Origin of the sequence: Mucilaginibacter sp. KACC 22063 (assembly GCF_028736115.1) — a bacterium.
GTDB lineage: Bacteria > Bacteroidota > Bacteroidia > Sphingobacteriales > Sphingobacteriaceae > Mucilaginibacter.
Window position 1 is genome coordinate 1,480,207 of record NZ_CP117877.1, and the last position, 20,313, is coordinate 1,500,519.

Genomic DNA, 20,313 nt, shown 5'->3' on the forward strand with positions numbered 1-20,313 from the left:
TGGAGCTCCATGTATAATTATAAGTTTATTTTTTACCCCTGATGCGTTCAATTCATTGTTCAATATTTTGATTGCGTATAGTCAACTGCCAAATCTTTATCTCCATGCAATATTAAAAATGGCGGGTCATTTTTGTCTATATAATTAATTGGGCTGGCAAATACAGCGAGATCAGGTCGTTCGGATGCTGATGCACCTAATAACAATGTTACTCCTGTATGAGGATTGTCGGTTCCTGGTCCTTTAAGTGTTGTGATATCATTGATGCCAAAATAGTCAATTACTAACTTGATTTTAAATTTAGGATCTTCAGCTTCACTATAAAAGGCTTTAATTTTATTATTGTTAGATAAACCTAAAAGTGCCGCAAGATGCCCTCCTGCTGAAAAGCCCATCAGTGCTATATTATCACTGTCAATTTTATATTTCGCAGCATGGTTATATATAAATGTTATTGCTTTATTACAATCTATAATCTGTGTAGGAAACTTAAAGTCTGTGCTATAGCGATAATTGATTGATACAATTGCATACCCTTTGGCGATCATTTCTTTGACAGTACTGGACATATTATCCATTGCATCGGATTTATCTCCTTTTCTCCATCCTCCACCATGTATCCAAATTACAACAGGATAGCTATTTTTACCATTAGATGGTGTGTAAATATCTAATTGATGATTTGTCAATGTATCATTACAATAAGATATGTTTTTATAGGATATGGTGCCAAGTGGGAAAATTGTATTTTCTGATTGTGCACTTAATTTTCCCAAGGGAATTACAAGGAAGTAAAATATTGCTGAAATGATTTTCTTCATACCTGTATTCTGTTATCAGCTAACTTCTTTCGTCGACTCGCGCAGGATAAGGTCAGGTTGGATAATTACTTTGCGTAGGTCTTTCAGGCGCACTTTATCCTCCAGCTTATCTAATAGGGTTTCAAACAATTGCACAGACATTTCATGTAGTGGCTGTGCAATTGCACTTATCGAAGGGCTGAAGATGTTGAACACATCATGGTCGTCAAATGCAATAACCGAAATATCATCAGGCATGTGCAAACCTATCTGGTTAAGTGATTTTATGCCGCTTAATGCAAGATAATTGGTCGCAAAGATCACAGCATCAATACCCTGATTCTTTTTAAAGAAATCGGTGATCTGCTTTGTTGTTGTTTCTACCTCGTTTTCAAACGGCACCTCTAATATCAAAGATGGCAAATGAAATCTTTTCACTGCCGAAAGATAACCGTCCTTACGTTCCAGCATTTGTGTCTGGTTAGAGTTTAAGGTTACTAACGCTACTTTCTTAGCCGAAGTGCCCACCAAAAACTCTATGGCGTTAAACGTCCCGTTGTAATTATCAAGGCCCACATAATCGGTTGAGACTTCAGGTAAATACCTGTCAAAAAGGACTACCGGCAAGTTATCGCTTAAAAGCGACTTTATGTCTGCCTCAATACCTACAGGCGGCGTGATAATGTAACCGTCCACATGGCGGGCCCTTAGCATATTGATCAGTTCGCGGGTTTTATTAAGATCGTTCTCTGTGCTGCCGTAAATAATCTTGTAGCCGCTTTTATAAGCCAGAGTCTCCAGATGATAGGCAATGTGCGAAAAAAAGTAATCTGATATCTTTTCAACCAGTACACAGATCATTTTGGTTTTCCCTGTACTCAGGCTTTTAGCCAACTGATTGGGCTGATAACCTTTTTCTTCAATAAACTTCAGCACGCGCTGCGTTAATTCATCGCTGATGCGTTTTTCTTTGGCTTTGCCATTTAAAATAAATGAAACAGTCGATTTAGCAACGTTCAGTTCCTTTGCTATATCATTAATGGATAGTTTCTTCTTCATTTAGACACATATAGGCACCACAGCGGTTTGCCAATTAATATAGTTAAAAGATTTAAGTTATAACGGTTAATCAGTATAATCTGGTGAAGCTTGCAATGCTTTTGAGCAATATAGCACAAATATAATATATAGATTTGCAAAACCGGTTTTATTATCTATAATTGTTTAATTCTTTTCTTTTAATTAACCTATTTACAATAACCTAATTTATTAGATGCAAATTAATAAAGAATCAGATTTTGTTATTGCTGCCGATATCGGCGGGTCTCATATTACCGTTGCGCTGTGTGACTCAAATAATAACAGCGTGTTGCCCGAGACAGTAGTAAGGCTGCATGTTGACAGTGCTGGTACAAAAGACCATATTCTTTCTGCATGGACTAATGCCTTTAAAGAGGTAGCTGACAAAGCCAATTTGCCAGTAGCCGGGTTAGCTGTTGCTATGCCGGGGCCTTTTGATTATAAGAACGGGGTGTCTTATATAACCGGGCTTAGTAAGTATGAGTCGATCTATGGCCTTGATATTAAATCTCATCTGGCTGGAAATTTAGATATAGATAAACAATTGATCTGTTTCAGGAATGATGCTGAGTCGACCATTGCAGGAGAAGTGATTGCAGGAGCCGGAGCCGGATACCAGCGAATTATAGGTATCACGCTTGGAACAGGGTTTGGATCAGCATTTGCCGACCAAACAACCGTTACCGACCTTAATCTGGGCAGCGATCCATATAAAGATTCAATTGCCGACAACTTTTTCTCAACCCGTTGGTTTGTAAATCGTTATTATCAACTAACTGGCGAGGTTTTAACGGATGGAGTTAAGCAGCTTGCAGGCATGAATACATATGTTGCCTCCACAATTTTTGAAGAGTTTGCAGACGCTCTATCAGCATTTTTAATAAAACCGGTTTTTCGGCTGCAACCACAAGTACTCGTGGTTTGTGGAAACATTGCAAAGGCATATAAATATTTTTTGCCCCGTGTTATGGATAGTTTACAGCCACTTGAAATAAAAGTAGCTAAGTTAGATGAACATGCGCCATTGTTGGGCGCTACGGCTAAATTTAAGCGATTATCAGCACAGAATAGTTGATCTTAAACAGGGGAATGGTGATATCAACTGATATTGATAGTGCATTTATACTGTTGTAACCGAGAAATTTGTATGAGCTTAAAAAATAATTTGCAAAACCGGTTTTATTGATTTAATATTGTTTTAAATATAAAACCGGTTTTGCAATAGCAATTGCAAGGAGATATTATAAACCAAACTAATACTTAATGAACAACACATTTACTAAACTGGGGACGGCGTTTGTCTGCCTGTTGCTTACTACAACTACATTTGCGCAACAAACAGTTCAAAATAAGTTGCCTAAGTGGGCATTCGGAGGTTTTACCAGGCCTGCAAATGTTAATCCTATTATATCACCCGACGTTAATTCTAAGTTTTTAGATCCCATGTCTGATAAGCGTGTGGGGTGGGAAGCCTTTTATACATTTAACCCGGCTGCAACCGTAAAAAATGGCAGGGTAGTGGTATTGTATCGTTCTGAAGATATGACCGGTGATTCTATCGGTACACGCACATCCCGTATTGGTTACGCAGAAAGCAGCGATGGCCTTACATTTAAACGCAGTGGCAAGCCTGTGTTGTACCCCGGTGATGATAGCCAGAAAGAATTTGAATGGCCCGGAGGTTGTGAAGACCCGCGTGTAGCTGTTACCGAAGACGGCACTTATGTCATGTTTTACACCCAGTGGAACCGTAAAGTGCCGCGTTTAGGTGTGGCAACCTCAAAGGATTTGAAAACATGGGTTAAGCACGGGCCGATATTCCGTAAGTTTTATAACGGTAAGTATGCCGATATTCCTAATAAATCGGCTTCTATTCTTACGCAGCTAAAAAATGGTAAGGTGGTAATTGCCAAAGTAAATGGTAAGTACTGGATGTACTGGGGCGAACTGCATGTTTTTGCAGCTACATCAACTAATCTTGTCGACTGGAAGCCGGTGACTAATACCAATGGAGAATTAAAATGGCTGATCTCTCCGCGCAAAGGTTACTTTGATAGCGACCTTACCGAGTGCGGCCCGCCTGCGTTGTTGACCAAAAACGGTATCATCCTGTTTTATAATGGGAAGAACCATCCGGGTGATGGCGGCGACAAGCGCTTCAACGGCAATTCATATTGTGCAGGGCAGGTGTTGTTTTCTTTAAAAGATCCAACAAAAGCCATTGCCCGTCTTGATGTTCCGTTTTTACGCCCGATGGAGCCATTTGAAAAAAGCGGCCAATATGTAAACGGAACGGTATTTATTGAAGGCCTGGTTTATTTCAAGCAAAAATGGTTCTTGTATTACGGTTGTGCCGATTCAAAAGTTGGAGTTGCTGTGTATGATCCTAATAAACCTTCAAAGCCAGATCCGCTACCTGTATTATAATTTATAAAGCTGACCACTTTGTAAAGACTTAAAATATTAGCCTGGTACTTTTTACCAAGCTACCGGATTACCAATTATTAAATATACCTAAAGAGAAGAAAGGGATTGTTATGGAATAAATATACACTATCCATATTGCTGATAATGATGGCTTAAGCTACCTGTTATTGGCCCGCCAAACGCTCAATTGGCCTTATTCAGATAATTTAACTGTTCACTCAAATAACGATATTGTATGAAAAAAACTTACAGTTATTTCATTATCCATCGATATGAAAAAGGGGTTAGTTTTAAAATGAAGCTTGCAACGGCTTTATTATTGGCTGCGTCTGCACAATTTTCTGTTGATGCAAGCCCAAAAAACCAAAACAATCATTTCATAAAAAGCGTCGCATTTACAAAGAAAGCAGCCGACGTTAGAATTACCGGTACCGTAACTGATGCTACCGGAGTAACACTTCCTGGTGCCAGCATTAGTATAAAAGGGGGCCGGGGTGTTGCCGTTGCCGATGTAAACGGCCATTTCACAGCTTCGGTACCTGATAATGCCATACTTACGATCAGCTATACGGGTTACGTTAGTCAGGATGTTTCTGTAGCCGGAAAAACCGATCTTAAAATTGTGTTACAGGCTGCACAGAACAATCTGAACGATGTGGTGGTAATTGGTTATACCACACAACGTAAAAAGGACTTAACAGGCGCTGTATCACTAATTAATAGTAAAGACATCGCCAGCTTACCTGTAGGCGGTGTAGACCAGGTTTTGCAGGGTAAAGCTGCTGGTGTATCTGTTTCGCAAAATACGGGTGCACCGGGCGGCGGTATTTCTGTACGCGTGCGCGGTGTGGGTACCATTAATAATAACGATCCATTGTATATTATAGATGGTGTACCAACCCAAACAGGCATTAACCAGATATCACCGGATGATATCGAAAGCATCAACATTTTAAAGGATGCATCATCTGCAGCTATTTATGGTGCCCGTGCTTCAAATGGTGTAGTTATCGTAACTACAAAGAAGGGTAAATCAGGTAAAACCAAATTAAGCCTTAGCGCTTATACCGGTGTGCAAACAGCACAAAACCTGATTAAGATGGCCAACAACAGTCAGTATGTTACTGCCTACAACACAGCTGCTAAAAATGATGGCCGTCCACAAATTTCTGATAGCCTGGCACGTACATTATCAGATGTGAACTGGTTGAAAGAAGTTTTAAAACCTGCACCTATTACCAATGCCAATTTATCTGTAAGCGGTGGTAACGAAAATTCCCAATATATTGTTTCAGCTAATTATTTTACACAGGATGGCTTGATCAAAAACTCTTCATTTGATCGTTTAAACCTGCGTACGGCTGTTAATAGCACTTTAAATAAGTATTTAAAAATCGGTACTAACGTTAACCTGGCCTATTCAAAAACAAGGTCTGTTGGTAGTTCAGGCGATGGTTATACTGGCGCAGCAGCAAGCGTAGTACGTTTTGCTTTGTTCCGTACACCGGGTACCCCTGTTTATAATGCACAGGGACAGTTTGTTGATTTACCGAAGCAAGACCCGGTATTAGGTAATTTCCTGGGCGATGGTATCAACCCTGTTGCTATGGCCGATGCTACCAATAACAACACTTACGGTTATACAGTGTTGGGTGATGCCTTTATAGAAGTTGACCCGATCAAAAATTTGAAGATCAAATCTGACATAGGTTTAAACCTGATTCAAACTGACTACAAGCAGTTTTTTGAGACTTATGGTATTGATAGGTTTTTTAATTCGCCAAACTCACTTGCGCAGTCACACACTAATAATCTAAATTATAACTGGACGAATACCGCCATATATGATCTGATCTTTGGAAAACATACCATTAATTTCTTAGCCGGTTCTGAGGCTATTAAACAGGATGTTCAGGGCTTATCCGCATCGCGCAAAGGATATGTGAATCAAACCCCCAATTTCCAGTATTTGGATAACGGTACATCAGCATCACAGCAAAATGGCGGTAACGAATACCACTCTGCGTTATTTTCATTATTTGGCCGCATAGGTTACCAGTATGATGATAAGTACCTGGCAAGTGTAAACTACCGCCGCGACGGTTCGTCACAGTTAGATCCATCATCCCGTTATGAGAGTTTTTATTCAGGATCATTAGGCTGGCGCATAGACCGGGAAGATTTTCTGAAGGACATCAAACCGATATCAACACTGAAACTGCGTGCAAGTATCGGGCAGTTAGGTAACTCTCAAATCGGTACTTATCCGTATACTTCTTTGCTAAGCGGTAATTTCTATTATCCGTTTGGTGGTGTATCAACTCAGGGCTATAGTATCACCAGTAAAGGTAATCCGAATATTAAATGGGAAAAAAGCACTCAGCAGGACGTAGGCCTTGACCTTGGTTTTTTTGATAATGCTTTATTGTTGAGCGCTGATTATTATATTAAGAACACATCAAATGTATTATTGAACCTACCTTTGCCAAGTAGTGCCGGTAATGGTGGCAACCCGGCGGTAAATGCGGGTAAGGTACGTAACAGCGGTATCGAGCTTGAACTGACTTACAGAAAAACTGTAAACAAAGATCTGGGCTTTAGCGTAACAGGAAACCTGGCTACCGTTAAAAACCGTGTAGTTTCATTAGCAGGTGCAGCGCCTATTGCCAATGCTCGTATCGATAACAACTATTTCGCAACATTAACACAGGTTGGCCAGCCAATCGGTTCATTCTACCTGCTGCAACAGGAAGGTATTTTCCAAAATGCACAGCAGGTGTTTACCCATGCTTACCAGGGGCCTGGCATTCGCCCCGGCGATGTAATGTATAAAGACGTTAACGGCGACGGTGTGATTGATGACAAGGACCGCACATTTGTGGGCAGCCCAATTCCTAAGCTTACTTATGGCCTTACAGCTTCTGTAAATTATAAAAACTTTGACCTTAGCCTATTCTTCCAGGGCGTGTATGGCAATAAGATCTATAACCAGGTATTAACGGATATCGAAGGTTTTTACCGTCCGTTTAACATTACTGAGCGTATTGCTACTAATAGCTGGACAGGTGAGGGCTCGACCAATACTTATCCGTTGCTGTCATGGTCTGACGGTACAAATAATAAGCAGCCATCAACCCGCTTTTTGGAAAGCGGCTCATACCTGCGCTTAAAAAATGTACAGTTAGGATATAAACTGGGCGCTAATGCTTTAAAAAGTATAGGATTATCGTCTGTACGGGTATTTGCCAGCGGCCAAAACCTGCTGACCTTTACCAAATATACCGGACTTGATCCGGAGCAGTACTATAACGACAACAATGGCAATGCCGTAACTGCCGTTGGTATTGATTGGGGTACTTACCCATCAGCCAGGACATTCACGATAGGTATTAACGCTAATTTCTAATCTTTAAGAACATGAAGATGAAATCAAAATATATTTGCTTAATCTTTGCCGCATCCCTTTTATTGGCTGGCACAGGTTGTAAAAAGTTTCTGGAACAACCCGTATTGGGGCAATACCAGTCTGACAACTTTTTTACATCTGATGCTAACGCCGTATTAGCGGTAAACGCTGCATACTCGCAGTTAACATTTACTGATGCCTCATCAAATGCGATATGGGTATTAGGTGACCTGGCTTCGGACGATGTGGTAAAAGGTAGCAGTGATGGTGATCAGGCTGATTTCCTTGCTGTCCAAAACTTCAATATTAACCCTTCAAATGCTGCTGTTGAAGCCGTTTGGAAAAGGTATTACGATGGTATTTTTAAATGTAACGTAGTAACCGATGGTTTGGCTAAGCCACAATCAGGCGTATCTGAAACTACCCGTGCATCTGTATTAGCGCAGGCGCAATTCTTAAGGGCATACTACTATTTTAACCTTACGGCAGCATATGGTGATATTCCGCTGCATTTAAAAGTAGAAACACCGGAAGAACTGCAAAGTCCGGCACTGCCACAGGCACAGATATACGCACAGATCGAAAAAGATTGCCAGGCTGCTGCTGCAGTTTTGCCTACCACCTGGTCCGGTGCCGATTTGGGCCGCGTAACAAAAGGCGCCGCTTTAGCCTTATTAGCCAAAACTTATCTCTTTGAAAAGAAATGGGCTTTAGCTGCATCAACTGCTGCGCAGGTAGAAGCATTGGGCGTTTATTCGCTGCTGCCAAACTATGCGGATAATTTCAGGGCGGCGACTAAAAATAATTCAGAATCAGTATTCTCAATTCAGCATACATCTGGCTTAACACCATTTCAAGGGAATAACCTTAACCAGTGGTTTGCGCCACGCTCATTAAATGGCTATGGCTTTTACCTGCCTACACAAAGCCTGGTAGACAACTTTGAGAAATCAGCTGGAGGTGTGGTCGACCCGCGTTTAGATTATACGGTTGGTCGTGCTGATCATCCTTATTATGACAGCGCATTTGACCCAAGCTGGACATCAACCGGCTATGTCAGCAAGAAGCATACACAGCCAATTTCAGAGATCCCGACGAGTATCAAAGGTGATGGTAACCTGAATTATCAGGCTATCCGTTTTGCAGAAGTGTTATTGATAGAAGCCGAAGCTTTAAATGAATCAGGTAATAGCGCAGCGGCATTAGTGCCACTTAATAAAGTACGTAAACGAGCACGCGAAAGCTATATTAATGACCCAACCCTTGCTGCTACCACAGGTGGTAAAGTTCCGGATGGTTTACTGCCGGATATTACAAACACCAGTCAGTCTTCACTGAGAGATATCATTCGTGCAGAAAGAAGGTCGGAACTGGCTACAGAGTTTCACAGGTTTTTTGACATTATACGCTATGGTTCAGATTATGCAACCAATGCGCTTAGATCAAAACCTAACTTTAATTTTGCTACCAACCAGTATTTCCCGATACCTACCAGCGAAAGGCAAACCAATTTGAAATTAGGTAAATAATGATGAACCGCTTAAAAATACAAACCATGAGCAAGATGAAGATTTATAGTGCCGCAATGGTACTACTTGCGATAGTGCTGATATTCGGGCAGTCTTGTAAAAAAGATAAAGAAGCGCCTAATTACAATTCGGATAAGGCGAAACTGAGTTTACAAATAGATTCGGCAACAATGCTTTACAGCGCTGCTGTTGAAGGTAAACAGGCCGGTGATTATTCGGTTGGATCAAAAGCAGCCCTGCAAACTGCCATTACTTTGGCTACACAGGTTAAAAGCGGAAGCTTTACCCAAGAGCAGGTAAATAATGCTACGGCTAACCTGATCCGTGCGATTGCACAGTTTAAAGGCAAGCTGATCCAGGAAATATCATTAGACAACCTGATAGCCTACTGGAAATTTGACGGCGACGCAAATGATGCCAGCGGTCACGGGCATAACGGCCAGCTGAAAACAGGCTGGGTTGGCACCAGTCCGAAAACGGCGACTGATGGCGGCACATTGCCAACATTAACTACAGACCGTTACGGTGCTGCAGGTAAAGCCTACGCTTTTGATAAGGCTGCTTATGTAGAAATTCCTTACGATGCTACTTTACGCCCTACAAGCTTTACTATAAGCGCGTGGGTTAAGCCACATGTGGCAAGTAACGGGAACTACATTATATCATTGAACCGCTGGAATGGTTACAAATTTCAGCTACAGGGCAGTAACCTGCCTTTCTTAACCATCAGTAATGATAATGGTATCCATGATCAGGATGACGGCGGAGCCGGTGTAAAACTGGATGTATGGTCGCAGGTAGTGGTTAGTTATACAAACGGGTCGATGAAGTTTTACATCAACGGCGTATTGGTGAAAACTGCTAATGTTACCGGTACACCGGTTGCCTTAACATCGCCGCCTAATCTGGCCATAGGTAATGAACTGCCAAAGTCGGCTTATAACATGACCGACGACAGCAGTCCGCTTGCATTTTATGGTGCAAACTACTTTATGGGTTCTATAGATGATATCCGCATTTATAATAAAGTATTAAGTGATAATGAGGTTAACTCGTTATTTACAATGGAAACACCATAATTGATTGTTGGGGTAATTATGTTGATTAGAAAGGCATTCAAAATTTTTGAATGCCTTTTGTTTTATCAGTAACTTGTTCTTCCTAAACTAACCGATATGGACCAAATAGACTTGCCAATAACATTGCGGAAAACGACCAATGCTGATCTCGAAACTTTATATCAATTTCAGCTGGATGCCGAAGCTAATTACCTTGTGGCGTTTACCCCTACAGAAAATGCTGATAGGGAAGCATATCTAAAAAAGCATTCGAAGTTTCTGGATGACGCTGATAAAAATACCCAGACAATTTTACTTGGAGATACCATTGTAGGCAGCGTTGCAAAGTTTGAAAGAGAAGGCGATAATGAGATCACTTATTGGATAGACAAAAAATATTGGGGCAAGGGCATAGCCACTATCGCCTTGCAAAAGTTTTTACAGATTGAAACGGCAAGGCCAATTTTTGCCAGTGCTGCTTTTGATAATATGGGCTCGCGGAGCGTATTAGAGAAATGCGGCTTTGTTAAGATTGGCACAGACAAAGGTTTTGCAAATGCCCGGCAAGTCGAGGTGGAAGAGGTTATATATAAGTTGGATTGATTAAGATGCGCATGAAGCCAATAACTTATTTACTTAGAAACTTTGCAATTGCATTGATCTTGGTAATTCTTTATTCGTGCTCTATCGTTAATGCCCAAATACCCAGTGTAAAGAAAGACACTGTTTACTATTTAATAGACACAACCAAAGTTCCTTTAAAAGACAGGATGTTTTTAGTTGGTCAGGAAGAAGTTTTTATGGATACAGATTAACTTGTGAGTGTAATCCATATCATGAAGATTTTTTCTTTTCGCGTAGTGTTGACAGTAAGTTTGAGCAAATTAATAAGAGGCGTTTAAAGAATATTAAATTTATCTCACTTAGAGAACTCATTCACATAGCCGTTAAATATGGGACAGATAAGATTGATCGTACGGTATTCTATTTCGTAGAGGTTCAAAATAAAAAGTATAATCTTTATAAGGTGCGGCTTGTGGTTGGTCCGCCGCCAGCCAAAGGTTATTAATGAACAATATGTTGAAATTTAAAAAGCTTATTCCGGGACTTATTTTTTTTGTAGCAGTAATGCTGTTTGCAGATAGTCTGCATGCTCAGAGTGCAATAAAGAAGGATACAGTCTATTACTTGTTAGATACGACAAAAACGAGTGTTAAGGACAGAATGTTCTTAGTTGGACAAGAGGGAGCATATTATGGCTACAGGCTGACTTGTGAATGTGGTACATATAATCAAGATGTCGTATTCACTCGTCTAGTAGCTAGAAAAGGTGAAATTTTAACGCGTGCACAAGTTGAAAAACTGAACTTCATTTCATTAAGGCAACTAATACATTTAGTTGTAAAATATGGCATTGATAAAAAGAAAAACACAGTTTATTATTTCATTGAGCCATATGAAGAAGATTTTGTTAAATACAAAGTATTCCTAAGTATGTTACAACCGCCTACGAAAGGCTGAGAAAAGACTATTAATCTTTTGCACAAATACACATGATAGATAGTTTCAAGGCTATTATTATTTTCATTGTTTTATTGACCATTGAAAAAATGGTGTTTGCTCAAAATCATACCCAAAAGGACACAGTCTATTACTTGTTAGATACGACAAAAACGAATATTAAAGATCGTATGTTTTTGCATGGTCAGGAAGGTAGGAGCTATAGTTATCGTTTGTTTTGTGAGTGTGCTGCTTTTCATCAGGATGCTATATTTACCCGGCGGGCTTCTGCAAAAGGTGATACATTAACCAAAGAACAGGTAAATAAATTGCCTTTGATCACATTAAGACAGTTTATTCATATAGCAGTACAATATGGGATTGATAGAATAGATCGAAAAGAAGTATTTATTATAACACCATACAAAGACAAATTTTTGGCTCATCAAATATATCAAACTATCTTGCTACCACCAGTTAACTGATGATACTTGTTATTAACAACTGCGCCCCTTAATTAAGGGGCGCAGTTGTTTAATTGATTTTGTCGCCTTCTTTAATTTCGTCGCCGGCGTTTATTACCACATGCTCATTGGGTTTAAGGTTGCCGAAAACCTCTGTCGAGTCGTGTGTGGTTAATCCCTCTTTTACATCAATGAGCGAAGCTTTACCATCACGGGCTACAACAACATATTCACGTTCGGTAGACCGGATGATAGCGTTGTTAGGTACCAGCATTGATTTTGCCCCTGACACCATTGGTATTTCCACCTCTGCGTACATCCCCGGTTTAAAAAGCTGCTTAGTGTTTAAAACGTCAATCTCAATCGCTTCAGAACGCATGCTGCCCAAAGCATTAGCCGAACGGCTGATCTTGCCGGTAAAAGGCTGATCGGGCATGGCGTTAAAAGTATACTTTACAGATCGTTTCAAATCCACTTTGTCTACATAATCTTCGGGTATATACACCTCAAGACGCATTTTACGGGTATCCTGTAAGATCAGCATAGGTTGGTCTCCGGCCTTACCGGGAGATACCAATGCGCCCGGCGATACGTTACGCTGAATGATCATGCCGTCAAACGGTGCATATATGTTCAGGTACCCCTGCAAGGCATGTACCGATGCCACATTTGATCGCTCAGAACTTGCTAAAGCGGCATCAGCCTTCATTTTGGCAAGGGCATTGTCAAGGTCAAGTTGCGATACCGAGCCAGGTTCTTTAGCTGCTTCTTTTAATCGCTGGTATTTTTCGCTGCTGGCCTGTGCATTTTCTTGTGCCTGCAAATAGCGCGAGGTGGCAGCCTGTACCTGCGCCTGCATTTCGGGTGCTTCCAGTTTGATTAAAAGTTGCCCCTGATGAACAACCGAACCGCGGTCTACAAGTACTTCTTTTACGAATCCATTCACCTTCGGGAAAAGGTTTACCTCGTTAAAAGGCTTTAATTGCCCAGGCAACCGTACGGCGCTCGAAAGTGATTTCTCCGAAACGGTAGCAAGTTTTAATTGCGACGATTTTTTAGTTTTTGTGCTGGTTTCTGTTAGGTCAACCGGTTTGTGGTTGCCAGAGCAGGCATATAATGAGCTTGCAATTACAGCAAGCAGGCTTATTTTTTTATACGATTTCATGATGAGATTGAGCATTAATGGTTTCGTTTTCAGTAGTTGGTTCGGTTTCGGGCATTAGTCCGGGCGAGTCATAAGTTGTTTTATCCTGTACCCATGCAAATACCTGCGGTAATATGAATAAAGCTGCAAGGGTTGAGGCAATAAGACCGCCGATTACAGCCCTGCCCAGTGGTGCAGATTGTTCTCCTGCTTCGCCTAAGCCAGATGCCATTGGTATCATACCCGCAATCATGGCTAAGCTGGTCATTAATATCGGGCGTAAACGGATAGAAGCACTGGTTACAGCAGCTTTGGTTGCATCCCTGTATTCGATCCGTAGCTTTTCTGCATTGGTTACAATCAAAATAGCGTTGGCAACAGATACCCCTGTTGACATGATCATACCCATGTATGATTGCAGGTTAAGCGTTGACCCGGTTAACAGCAATAAACTAAGCGAACCCAATATTACCGCCGGTACAGTAGATAATACCGTAAGCGAAACTTTGAACGACTGGTAATTGGCTGCCAGCAACAGGAATATCACCAAGATGGCAAACAACAAACCATTTTGTAAGCTGCTCATGGTTTCGGTTAACAGGTTCGACATACCACCAATGGTTGCCAGTAAACCTTTAGGCGGTGTACCGGCGTGTTTAAGTGCCTCCTGAACGGCGGCAGTTGCTGTGCCTAAATCTTTTTTATAAATATTGGCGCTTACTGTAAGGTAACGTCGCGGGCCGTCGCGGTCGTACTCACCCGGGACGTACACGGTTTTAAAGGTGGCTACATCGCCTAATACTGGGGTGCTTCTGCCTTTAACCAGCGGAATCTCCCTCAACTGATCCATGTTATTCATTACATACTCGGGTACCTGTACCTGTACAGAATAGGTGTAAGCGCCTTTTTCATCAAGCCAAAGGTTCTTCTGCGTAAAACGGCTTGATGTTGTACTCGCCGTAACCGAATTAGAAATATCTTTGATGTTGATGCCAAACTGTGCCGCTTTAAGCCGGTCGACCGTAATGGCAATAACCGGAAACTTAAGCGGCTGGTTGATCTGCACATCGCGCAGGTAGCTGATTTTTTGTAGCTGCTGCACCACTTTGTTGGCATAGCCTTCAATCTGCTCCATATTTTTGCCAGCTACCTGCACTTCGATAGGGGTTGAGGCACCCTGGCTCATGATCTTCTCGGTCATGTCTATTGGCTCAAAGGTAATTTGCAGGTCGGGCAGTGACTGGTGGATATTTTTTCGCAGTGCATCCTTAAGCTCGTCCATATTCATGTGGTAATCTTCATCAAGATTTACCTGTAAAATGGCTTCGTGGGTGCCTGTATTAAAGATATAAAGGTTACTGCTACCATAGCTACTTGGGATAAGCCCTATGTAACCAGACGATATTTTTATATGGCCGTCGACAGTCTTGTTAATGATGTTAAGCACTTGCTTAAACTTGTCTTCGGTACGCTCGAGCCGTGTACCTGCAGGTGCCTTGATCCTGATCTGGAACTGTCCGTTGTTGATCTTGGGCATCATGTCCTTGCCAATTACCACAAAGCAAATCCCTGCCAATATCAATACGCCTGCAAGGTATACAGGGATAATTAATTTCTTCCGTGGCATCATGCGTTCAAGGGATTTTATAAATCGCATTTTTACACGTTCAAAACCATCGTTCTTCTCAGGTTCTTCAACCTCGTGACGGTAATGTTCGTTTACCTGTATTTCTTCAGGGCGGTCAAGAGCCTCACCGGCATGTGCATGTATATCTTCATGATGATAATGCTGATAACGCTCTGCTTTGATCAGCCAGTTACTCATTATCGGAACCAGTGTTTGCGCAATTACATAAGAAACAATCATGGTTAAGCCGATGGACATAGAAAGCGGCAGAAACATGGCCTTAGGTACGCCGCTCATCATAAATGATGGCGCAAATACTGCCAGGATACAAAGCAGGATAAGTAATAAAGGGAACGCAATTTCTTCGCAGGCATCATAAATGGCTAAGCGCTTCGATTTACCCATTTCCAGGTGCTGGTGTATGTTCTCTATCGTTACCGTAGCCTGATCGACCAGAATACCTATTGCCAGTGCAAGGCCGCTCAGCGTCATGATGTTGATGGTTTGCCCGAACAAACTAAGCAGCAATACACCGATAAGAATAGATACCGGAATGGTGATCACCACGATTAAACTGCTTCGCCAGTCGCGCAGGAACAAGAGCACCATCAAACCTGTAAGCAATGCTCCCAATCCGCCCTCGGTCATTAAGCTTTTTACGGCATTCACAACAAACACCGACTGGTCAAATTCGTACGAAAGTTTTACATCATCGGGCAGCAGCGATTGCATTTCCGGCAGTTTAGCCTTTAAGTCCTGTACTACCGACCAGGTAGAAGCATCGGCTGTTTTAACAACCGGGATATACACCGAACGTTTACCATTGATCAGGGCATAATCCACGGTAATATCCGCAGCATCGGCCACACGGGCAAAATCTTTAACAAAAATGGGTACGCCGTTTTGTGTCCTAACCGGGATGTTGCCAAAGTTATCCGCGTTTTTAATGAGCGAATTCATGGTGGTCAGGTACATGGTATTGTTTAACCTGAGGTTACCAGATGGCGCCATTACATTGAACTTGGATAGGGCGTCTACCACCTCGTCAGGTGTCAAGTTTAAACTGCGCAGCTTGTCGGGATCAACGTTAATAGTAATAGAACGTGCATTGGCACCGAACGGCGGAGGTGCAGACAAGCCTGGAATAGTAGAGAACATCGGGCGGATACGTGTAGCCGCCAAATCATAAATGTCTTTTAAAGGCCTTGAAGGGCTGGAAAATACCAACTGCCCTACAGGCAGTGATGAAGCATCAAAGCGGATTACCTGCGGCGGTAAGGCGCCCGGCGGGAAAAAGCTGGTTGCCCGGTTAACCTGTAAGGCTACCTGGGCAGATGCTTCGGCCATATTGGTGCTTTCGTAAAAGCTGAGCTTAATAAGCGTTAAGCCTTGTATATTTTTACTGGTGATACTTTTTACACCGTTGATATATAAGAACTGGTTTTGCAAACCTGTAGAGAAGAACCCCTCCATTTGCTGCGCCGACATACCACCGTATGATTCTATTACATAGATGGTTGGCAGGTTAAGCTGCGGGAAAATATCTATCGGTATTTTTAATGCGCTGAGTACTGCAAAAATTAAAAGGCTAAGCGTGATAACAATTGTTGTTATCGGCCTTTTTAATGCAGATGTGACCATTGACATAGCTGGTTATTTTAAAGTGTTTAACAGGGTACTAACTTGATTATCGGTAATAGCTTGCCTGAACAGGGCGCTGGCATAAGCATACTTAGCCTGTGCATAATCGGTTTCGGCACGGTAAAGGATGTTTAATGCAGCATTAAGCTCAATAATATCGGTTAAACCATTGCGATAAAGCGAAAGCTTTTGGCGATAGCCCGCGTTGGCTGCCCTTAACTGGTTAGGAATTTCTTTGAGGCGCTGTTGTGCCGTCTGCATTTCAGTTTGGGCCTGTGCAGCATCTGCGGCAAGCAAAATCTTCTGCTCATCCAGCTTTTTATGCGCATAATCAGATACTGCCTTTTGTGTGCGAAGCTTCAACTGCTTACGCCTCAGATCAAATAAATTATAAGAGACACTGAGGCCAACCAGGTAGTTGCCACGGTCGAAATTATAACCACTGCTTACTGGTCCAAACCTGTCATTAGCATCTACGCTTGATCCGCGCCCCCAGGCAGCTGCCTCAAGCAATATTTTAGGATTGTATTGTTTCTTAACCAGATCTTCGCGTTGCAGGCTGTTTTGGTATACTGATTTATAATACTTGATCAGCGGATGCGAGGTTGTATCGGGCATTAACGCCTGTGCATCAACTGCGGTACTTAGTAACTGGTTCTGTGCCACTGTATCTGCCACTATTGATGGTGCCGGCAACCCGCTGATTGCAGATATCTGCTGTTGCAGTTGCTTGTACTGGTTGTTAAGTTCAATGTAGTTTAATCGCGCCTTAGATAATTCAGCTTCGGCAATGCTGGTATCAACGCCGGGCCTTACGCCGCTTTTGGCTAAAGAAAGTATAGAGCGTTTAATTTGCTCGTTGCGCTGAATATTATTCTGTTGTATGGCTAGGTAGTTTTGTAACCTAGCCAGTTGCAGGTAAGCGCCTATAACAGAAGCCTGTAGTTGATATTTGGATTGTGCGTACTGGCTTTGCTCTACCTTGATCTCAGAATTTGCAACGCGGTTTTGTGCACCGTAAGCACCAAAGTTATAGATCTCCCAGTCAAGGGCTGCAATACCCAGGTTATCGCCGGTAGCGGTACTGTTGCTCTCGGTACGTACACCGCGCGAGTTTGATGGTATAATACCAAAGCCGAAATAGGGACCCGCTACGTTGTTGTTGGTACCGATATCTGCTTGGTAGTTTAATTTAAGGTTAGGCAGCCAGTTATTGCGGGTTTCAACCGCCTCTGCCTGGCGAATACTGATAGCCGCCGAATCTGTAAGTAATGACGGCGCTTTTTGATCTACATGATTAAGCAATTGCCTTAATGATATAGGGGTAGTCTGTTGGGCAAAGGCATGCAAATTTAACAGCAAGCATACTATTGCACCAGCGACTTTTTTAAAGTCTGACATATGAAACGTTTAGAAATTAATAGTTAAATAATAGCACGAGCAGCCTTAGCCGCAATGACTAAAATCGGACGTGAAAATTTCTAAAAATCAGATAGTAAGCTTGCCTGTGAGCAGGTATGTTTTATTGCCCGGTGCTACAGGAACAAGGGCGCTTTGAATGCGGTTTTTACGGATTTGTTCTACAACAAAAAGAAAAGGGAACAGCAGTGATAGCAGGAATGCAATACTGATATTGTTTTTTTCCGGAGGATTAGAAAGCTTATAATGAAGGCCTGCTTTTTCTCTTTCAGATTCTTCTAAAAATTCAGGCTTACGCTTAGTGAAGGCTTTTACTAAAACAAGCCTCGGTTGTGATTTACGAAAGTGAAATATAGTATTATAACCTATAAATGGCTTGGCTATAAACAGCAGCGCTGCAATAGTCATTATAATTTTTATAGCCTTTAGGTTATACATACGTACAAATTTGGTATATCTAATCTAATACACAAACAAAGTAACGTTATTGTTGCGAACGTATTGTCATTTTATCGTATTAAATACTATTTAATATATAGTTAATTAATGTTGATTAAAAAGAAACAGGTCGGCTAATAATTAGCCGACCTGTTTGGTAAGTAGTTATATGTTAATTATTTAATGTCCCAAAATATTTTGGTTGTCCTGGTGTCTTTTGCTTTTACAGCGCTATAGTTGATATTGTATGAAGTTTCAACAGAAGGATATAATAACCTTGTTGGCGGGTTTTGATAATTTACCAGCGTTTGCGTAGGGAATGTCAGCTGCGGATATTTCGTCCTTCGATATTCGGCCCAGGCCTCATCAGATTGAAGAAAGCCGAAGTGTACCCATTTCTGCGTATAAATAAGCGCTAACTTTTGTGCTGTTGAACCAGTGTAAGCCACGTTGGCATTAGCCAGGAAAGTACTGATATCAGACCCGCTTGGCTGAGGCACTGTACCGCCGCCAATACTATTTAAATAGTAGTAGAAATATACTGATTGCGTTAACGCTGTGTTGTAAGCATTTTGTGCATTGCCTAATCCCCAGCGCTCGTAGGCTTCTGCCTTAAGGAAGTTAACCTCTGGTGCAGTTATTACTATACCAGGCATTTTAACGTTATTAAGAAAGGTGGTAGAGTCAACAATCGAATAATTATTAAAGGCAGTATCCTGTTGTGCCGATGTATAGGTAATAGGCATAGCACGGTATGTTTTATTCGGAACAAATTTGCCGTTAACAGTTTTGCCATACTTGTCATAAACCACAGGGATACGCGGATCATTAGCCGGTAACATCACTTTGTTCAGTTTGTAATCTGTAGCCCAATAGCTGTCTATCTCTGTTAAAGCGCTATATAAAGTACTGCTGGTAGTAGTAACTAAAGGTTGCAGTAAAACATCCGCATTTGCAGGATTGTAATTGCCGACGTTGTTACCATCAATAAGCGGATAAGCAGATGGGTTACTTAGCATGGTAGTTACCGCAGTTTTAGCAGTAGCTTCATCATAATATGAAATACGCATCAGCAAGCGTAAACGTACCGAGTTAGCATATGCCTGCCATTTTGTTAGGCTGCCATTAAGCAAAATATCTGCCTTACTGAAAGATGCCTGTGCATTGCTGCTTGGTTTTACTGTAGCAAAATAAGTAGCTGCATCATCCAGGTCTTTAATAAGGGTAGTATAAAGCGCCTTTTGATCGTCAAATACTGGGTTTTTGATGGTGCTTGCAGTTTCAAGGTTACCAGCTTGCGAGTAGGGTATATCGCCCCACATGTCTATCATTTTTGCAGCACGTTCATCAAGAACAATTTTTGCGGCCTGTAAATAAATTTGCTGATCTGCCTGATCTGCGGCTGAAAGGGTAGGGAACGCAGCCTGCATTGAACGGTATAATGCCATAGGGCCGCTTCCGTTACTTGAAGGATAATAAAAGTCGGACCAGTAATTGCCCATATAGCCATCTATCGACTGGTAAGCGGTGTTCACATTGTCGAAAGTTGTTGTTTGTGCATATACAGACACCTGAGGAAAGAAGAATGTACGCAGGTTCCAGTAGGCAGGCCTTACACGGTCGCTGTTAAGCATAGCCGTAAAAAAGCCGCTGATAATTGGTGTGGTTGATAATTCGGGGTTAAGGTAATCCTTATCAATTGTTTTTTTACATGAGCTGAACGAGACAGCCAGTAAAAGTAAAATATTGGTATATATGAATAATTTTTTCATCGTCTGAT

At 41.7% G+C, this 20,313-nt stretch carries 15 protein-coding genes; 8 read left to right on the top strand and 7 right to left on the bottom strand.

Annotated elements, in window-relative coordinates; translation table 11 throughout:
- Positions 1-59 precede the first annotated feature (59 nt).
- Both PQ461_RS06480 and PQ461_RS06485 read right to left on the bottom strand, forming a co-directional pair.
- Positions 60-821, bottom strand: coding sequence for an alpha/beta hydrolase (locus PQ461_RS06480; protein WP_274302557.1), 762 nt, complete (start codon positions 819-821; stop codon positions 60-62).
- Between the two features lie 15 nt (positions 822-836).
- On the bottom strand, positions 837-1,859 hold the full coding sequence (locus PQ461_RS06485) for a LacI family DNA-binding transcriptional regulator (protein ID WP_274302559.1): 1,023 nt from the start codon (positions 1,857-1,859) through the stop codon (positions 837-839).
- A 214-nt stretch (positions 1,860-2,073) separates the two neighbouring features.
- Between PQ461_RS06485 and PQ461_RS06490 the strand changes: the two genes are divergently transcribed.
- From PQ461_RS06490 to PQ461_RS06525, 8 genes are all read left to right on the top strand, one after another.
- Entirely contained in the window at positions 2,074-2,955 is an 882-nt protein-coding gene (locus PQ461_RS06490) for an ROK family protein (protein ID WP_274302563.1), read from the top strand.
- 188 nt (positions 2,956-3,143) lie between these two features.
- Positions 3,144-4,307, top strand: coding sequence for a beta-1,2-mannosidase (locus PQ461_RS06495; protein WP_274302565.1), 1,164 nt, complete (start codon positions 3,144-3,146; stop codon positions 4,305-4,307).
- Between the two features lie 235 nt (positions 4,308-4,542).
- Positions 4,543-7,713: a SusC/RagA family TonB-linked outer membrane protein gene (locus PQ461_RS06500; RefSeq protein ID WP_274302568.1), complete on the top strand. Its 3,171-nt coding sequence runs from the start codon at positions 4,543-4,545 to the stop codon at positions 7,711-7,713.
- Positions 7,714-7,724: 11 nt separating this feature from the next.
- Positions 7,725-9,242, top strand: a complete 1,518-nt coding sequence (locus tag PQ461_RS06505) for a RagB/SusD family nutrient uptake outer membrane protein (protein ID WP_274302569.1) — start codon at positions 7,725-7,727, stop codon at positions 9,240-9,242.
- A complete protein-coding gene (locus PQ461_RS06510; RefSeq protein ID WP_274302570.1) occupies positions 9,242-10,321 on the top strand; it encodes a LamG domain-containing protein in 1,080 nt (359 codons plus the stop codon). The genes PQ461_RS06505 and PQ461_RS06510 overlap by 1 nt, the downstream gene beginning before the upstream one ends.
- A gap of 96 nt (positions 10,322-10,417) precedes the next feature.
- On the top strand, positions 10,418-10,903 hold the full coding sequence (locus tag PQ461_RS06515) for a GNAT family N-acetyltransferase (RefSeq protein WP_274302571.1): 486 nt from the start codon (positions 10,418-10,420) through the stop codon (positions 10,901-10,903).
- Positions 10,904-11,377: 474 nt separating this feature from the next.
- Entirely contained in the window at positions 11,378-11,821 is a 444-nt protein-coding gene (locus tag PQ461_RS06520) for a hypothetical protein (protein ID WP_274302573.1), read from the top strand.
- Positions 11,822-11,853: 32 nt separating this feature from the next.
- Complete coding sequence (locus PQ461_RS06525) at positions 11,854-12,285, top strand: hypothetical protein (RefSeq protein ID WP_274302575.1); 432 nt, start codon at positions 11,854-11,856, stop codon at positions 12,283-12,285.
- Positions 12,286-12,334: 49 nt separating this feature from the next.
- On the opposite strand, the gene PQ461_RS06530 is transcribed toward PQ461_RS06525, so the two are convergent.
- From PQ461_RS06530 to PQ461_RS06550, 5 genes are all read right to left on the bottom strand, one after another.
- Positions 12,335-13,429 carry an efflux RND transporter periplasmic adaptor subunit gene (locus tag PQ461_RS06530; RefSeq protein WP_274302578.1) on the bottom strand — a complete coding sequence of 365 codons (1,095 nt, stop codon included), beginning with the start codon at positions 13,427-13,429 and terminating at the stop codon, positions 12,335-12,337.
- Positions 13,416-16,682, bottom strand: coding sequence for an efflux RND transporter permease subunit (locus PQ461_RS06535; RefSeq protein ID WP_274302580.1), 3,267 nt, complete (start codon positions 16,680-16,682; stop codon positions 13,416-13,418). The genes PQ461_RS06530 and PQ461_RS06535 overlap by 14 nt, the downstream gene beginning before the upstream one ends.
- 6 nt (positions 16,683-16,688) lie before the next feature.
- Positions 16,689-18,077 (bottom strand): TolC family protein, encoded by a 1,389-nt coding sequence (locus tag PQ461_RS06540; RefSeq protein WP_274302583.1) that lies wholly within the window; start codon positions 18,075-18,077, stop codon positions 16,689-16,691.
- An 87-nt stretch (positions 18,078-18,164) separates the two neighbouring features.
- The gene (locus PQ461_RS06545; RefSeq protein WP_274302585.1) at positions 18,165-18,503 is read right to left on the bottom strand and encodes a hypothetical protein; all 339 of its coding nucleotides are present in this window, start codon (positions 18,501-18,503) and stop codon (positions 18,165-18,167) included.
- A 206-nt stretch (positions 18,504-18,709) separates the two neighbouring features.
- Positions 18,710-20,305: a SusD/RagB family nutrient-binding outer membrane lipoprotein gene (locus PQ461_RS06550; RefSeq protein ID WP_274302587.1), complete on the bottom strand. Its 1,596-nt coding sequence runs from the start codon at positions 20,303-20,305 to the stop codon at positions 18,710-18,712.
- Between the last annotated feature and the right edge of the window lie 8 nt (positions 20,306-20,313).

What these genes read in the sequence shown, in the direction of transcription:
- PQ461_RS06480 (WP_274302557.1), bottom strand. Translation starts at nt 821, where the DNA reads ATGAAGAAAATCATTTCAGCAATATTTTACTTCCTTGTAATTCCCTTG.
- PQ461_RS06485 (WP_274302559.1), bottom strand. Translation starts at nt 1,859, where the DNA reads ATGAAGAAGAAACTATCCATTAATGATATAGCAAAGGAACTGAACGTT.
- PQ461_RS06490 (WP_274302563.1), top strand. Translation starts at nt 2,074, where the DNA reads ATGCAAATTAATAAAGAATCAGATTTTGTTATTGCTGCCGATATCGGC.
- PQ461_RS06495 (WP_274302565.1), top strand. Translation starts at nt 3,144, where the DNA reads ATGAACAACACATTTACTAAACTGGGGACGGCGTTTGTCTGCCTGTTG.
- PQ461_RS06500 (WP_274302568.1), top strand. Translation starts at nt 4,543, where the DNA reads ATGAAAAAAACTTACAGTTATTTCATTATCCATCGATATGAAAAAGGG.
- PQ461_RS06505 (WP_274302569.1), top strand. Translation starts at nt 7,725, where the DNA reads ATGAAGATGAAATCAAAATATATTTGCTTAATCTTTGCCGCATCCCTT.
- PQ461_RS06510 (WP_274302570.1), top strand. Translation starts at nt 9,242, where the DNA reads ATGATGAACCGCTTAAAAATACAAACCATGAGCAAGATGAAGATTTAT.
- PQ461_RS06515 (WP_274302571.1), top strand. Translation starts at nt 10,418, where the DNA reads ATGGACCAAATAGACTTGCCAATAACATTGCGGAAAACGACCAATGCT.
- PQ461_RS06520 (WP_274302573.1), top strand. Translation starts at nt 11,378, where the DNA reads ATGTTGAAATTTAAAAAGCTTATTCCGGGACTTATTTTTTTTGTAGCA.
- PQ461_RS06525 (WP_274302575.1), top strand. Translation starts at nt 11,854, where the DNA reads ATGATAGATAGTTTCAAGGCTATTATTATTTTCATTGTTTTATTGACC.
- PQ461_RS06530 (WP_274302578.1), bottom strand. Translation starts at nt 13,429, where the DNA reads ATGAAATCGTATAAAAAAATAAGCCTGCTTGCTGTAATTGCAAGCTCA.
- PQ461_RS06535 (WP_274302580.1), bottom strand. Translation starts at nt 16,682, where the DNA reads ATGTCAATGGTCACATCTGCATTAAAAAGGCCGATAACAACAATTGTT.
- PQ461_RS06540 (WP_274302583.1), bottom strand. Translation starts at nt 18,077, where the DNA reads ATGTCAGACTTTAAAAAAGTCGCTGGTGCAATAGTATGCTTGCTGTTA.
- PQ461_RS06545 (WP_274302585.1), bottom strand. Translation starts at nt 18,503, where the DNA reads ATGACTATTGCAGCGCTGCTGTTTATAGCCAAGCCATTTATAGGTTAT.
- PQ461_RS06550 (WP_274302587.1), bottom strand. Translation starts at nt 20,305, where the DNA reads ATGAAAAAATTATTCATATATACCAATATTTTACTTTTACTGGCTGTC.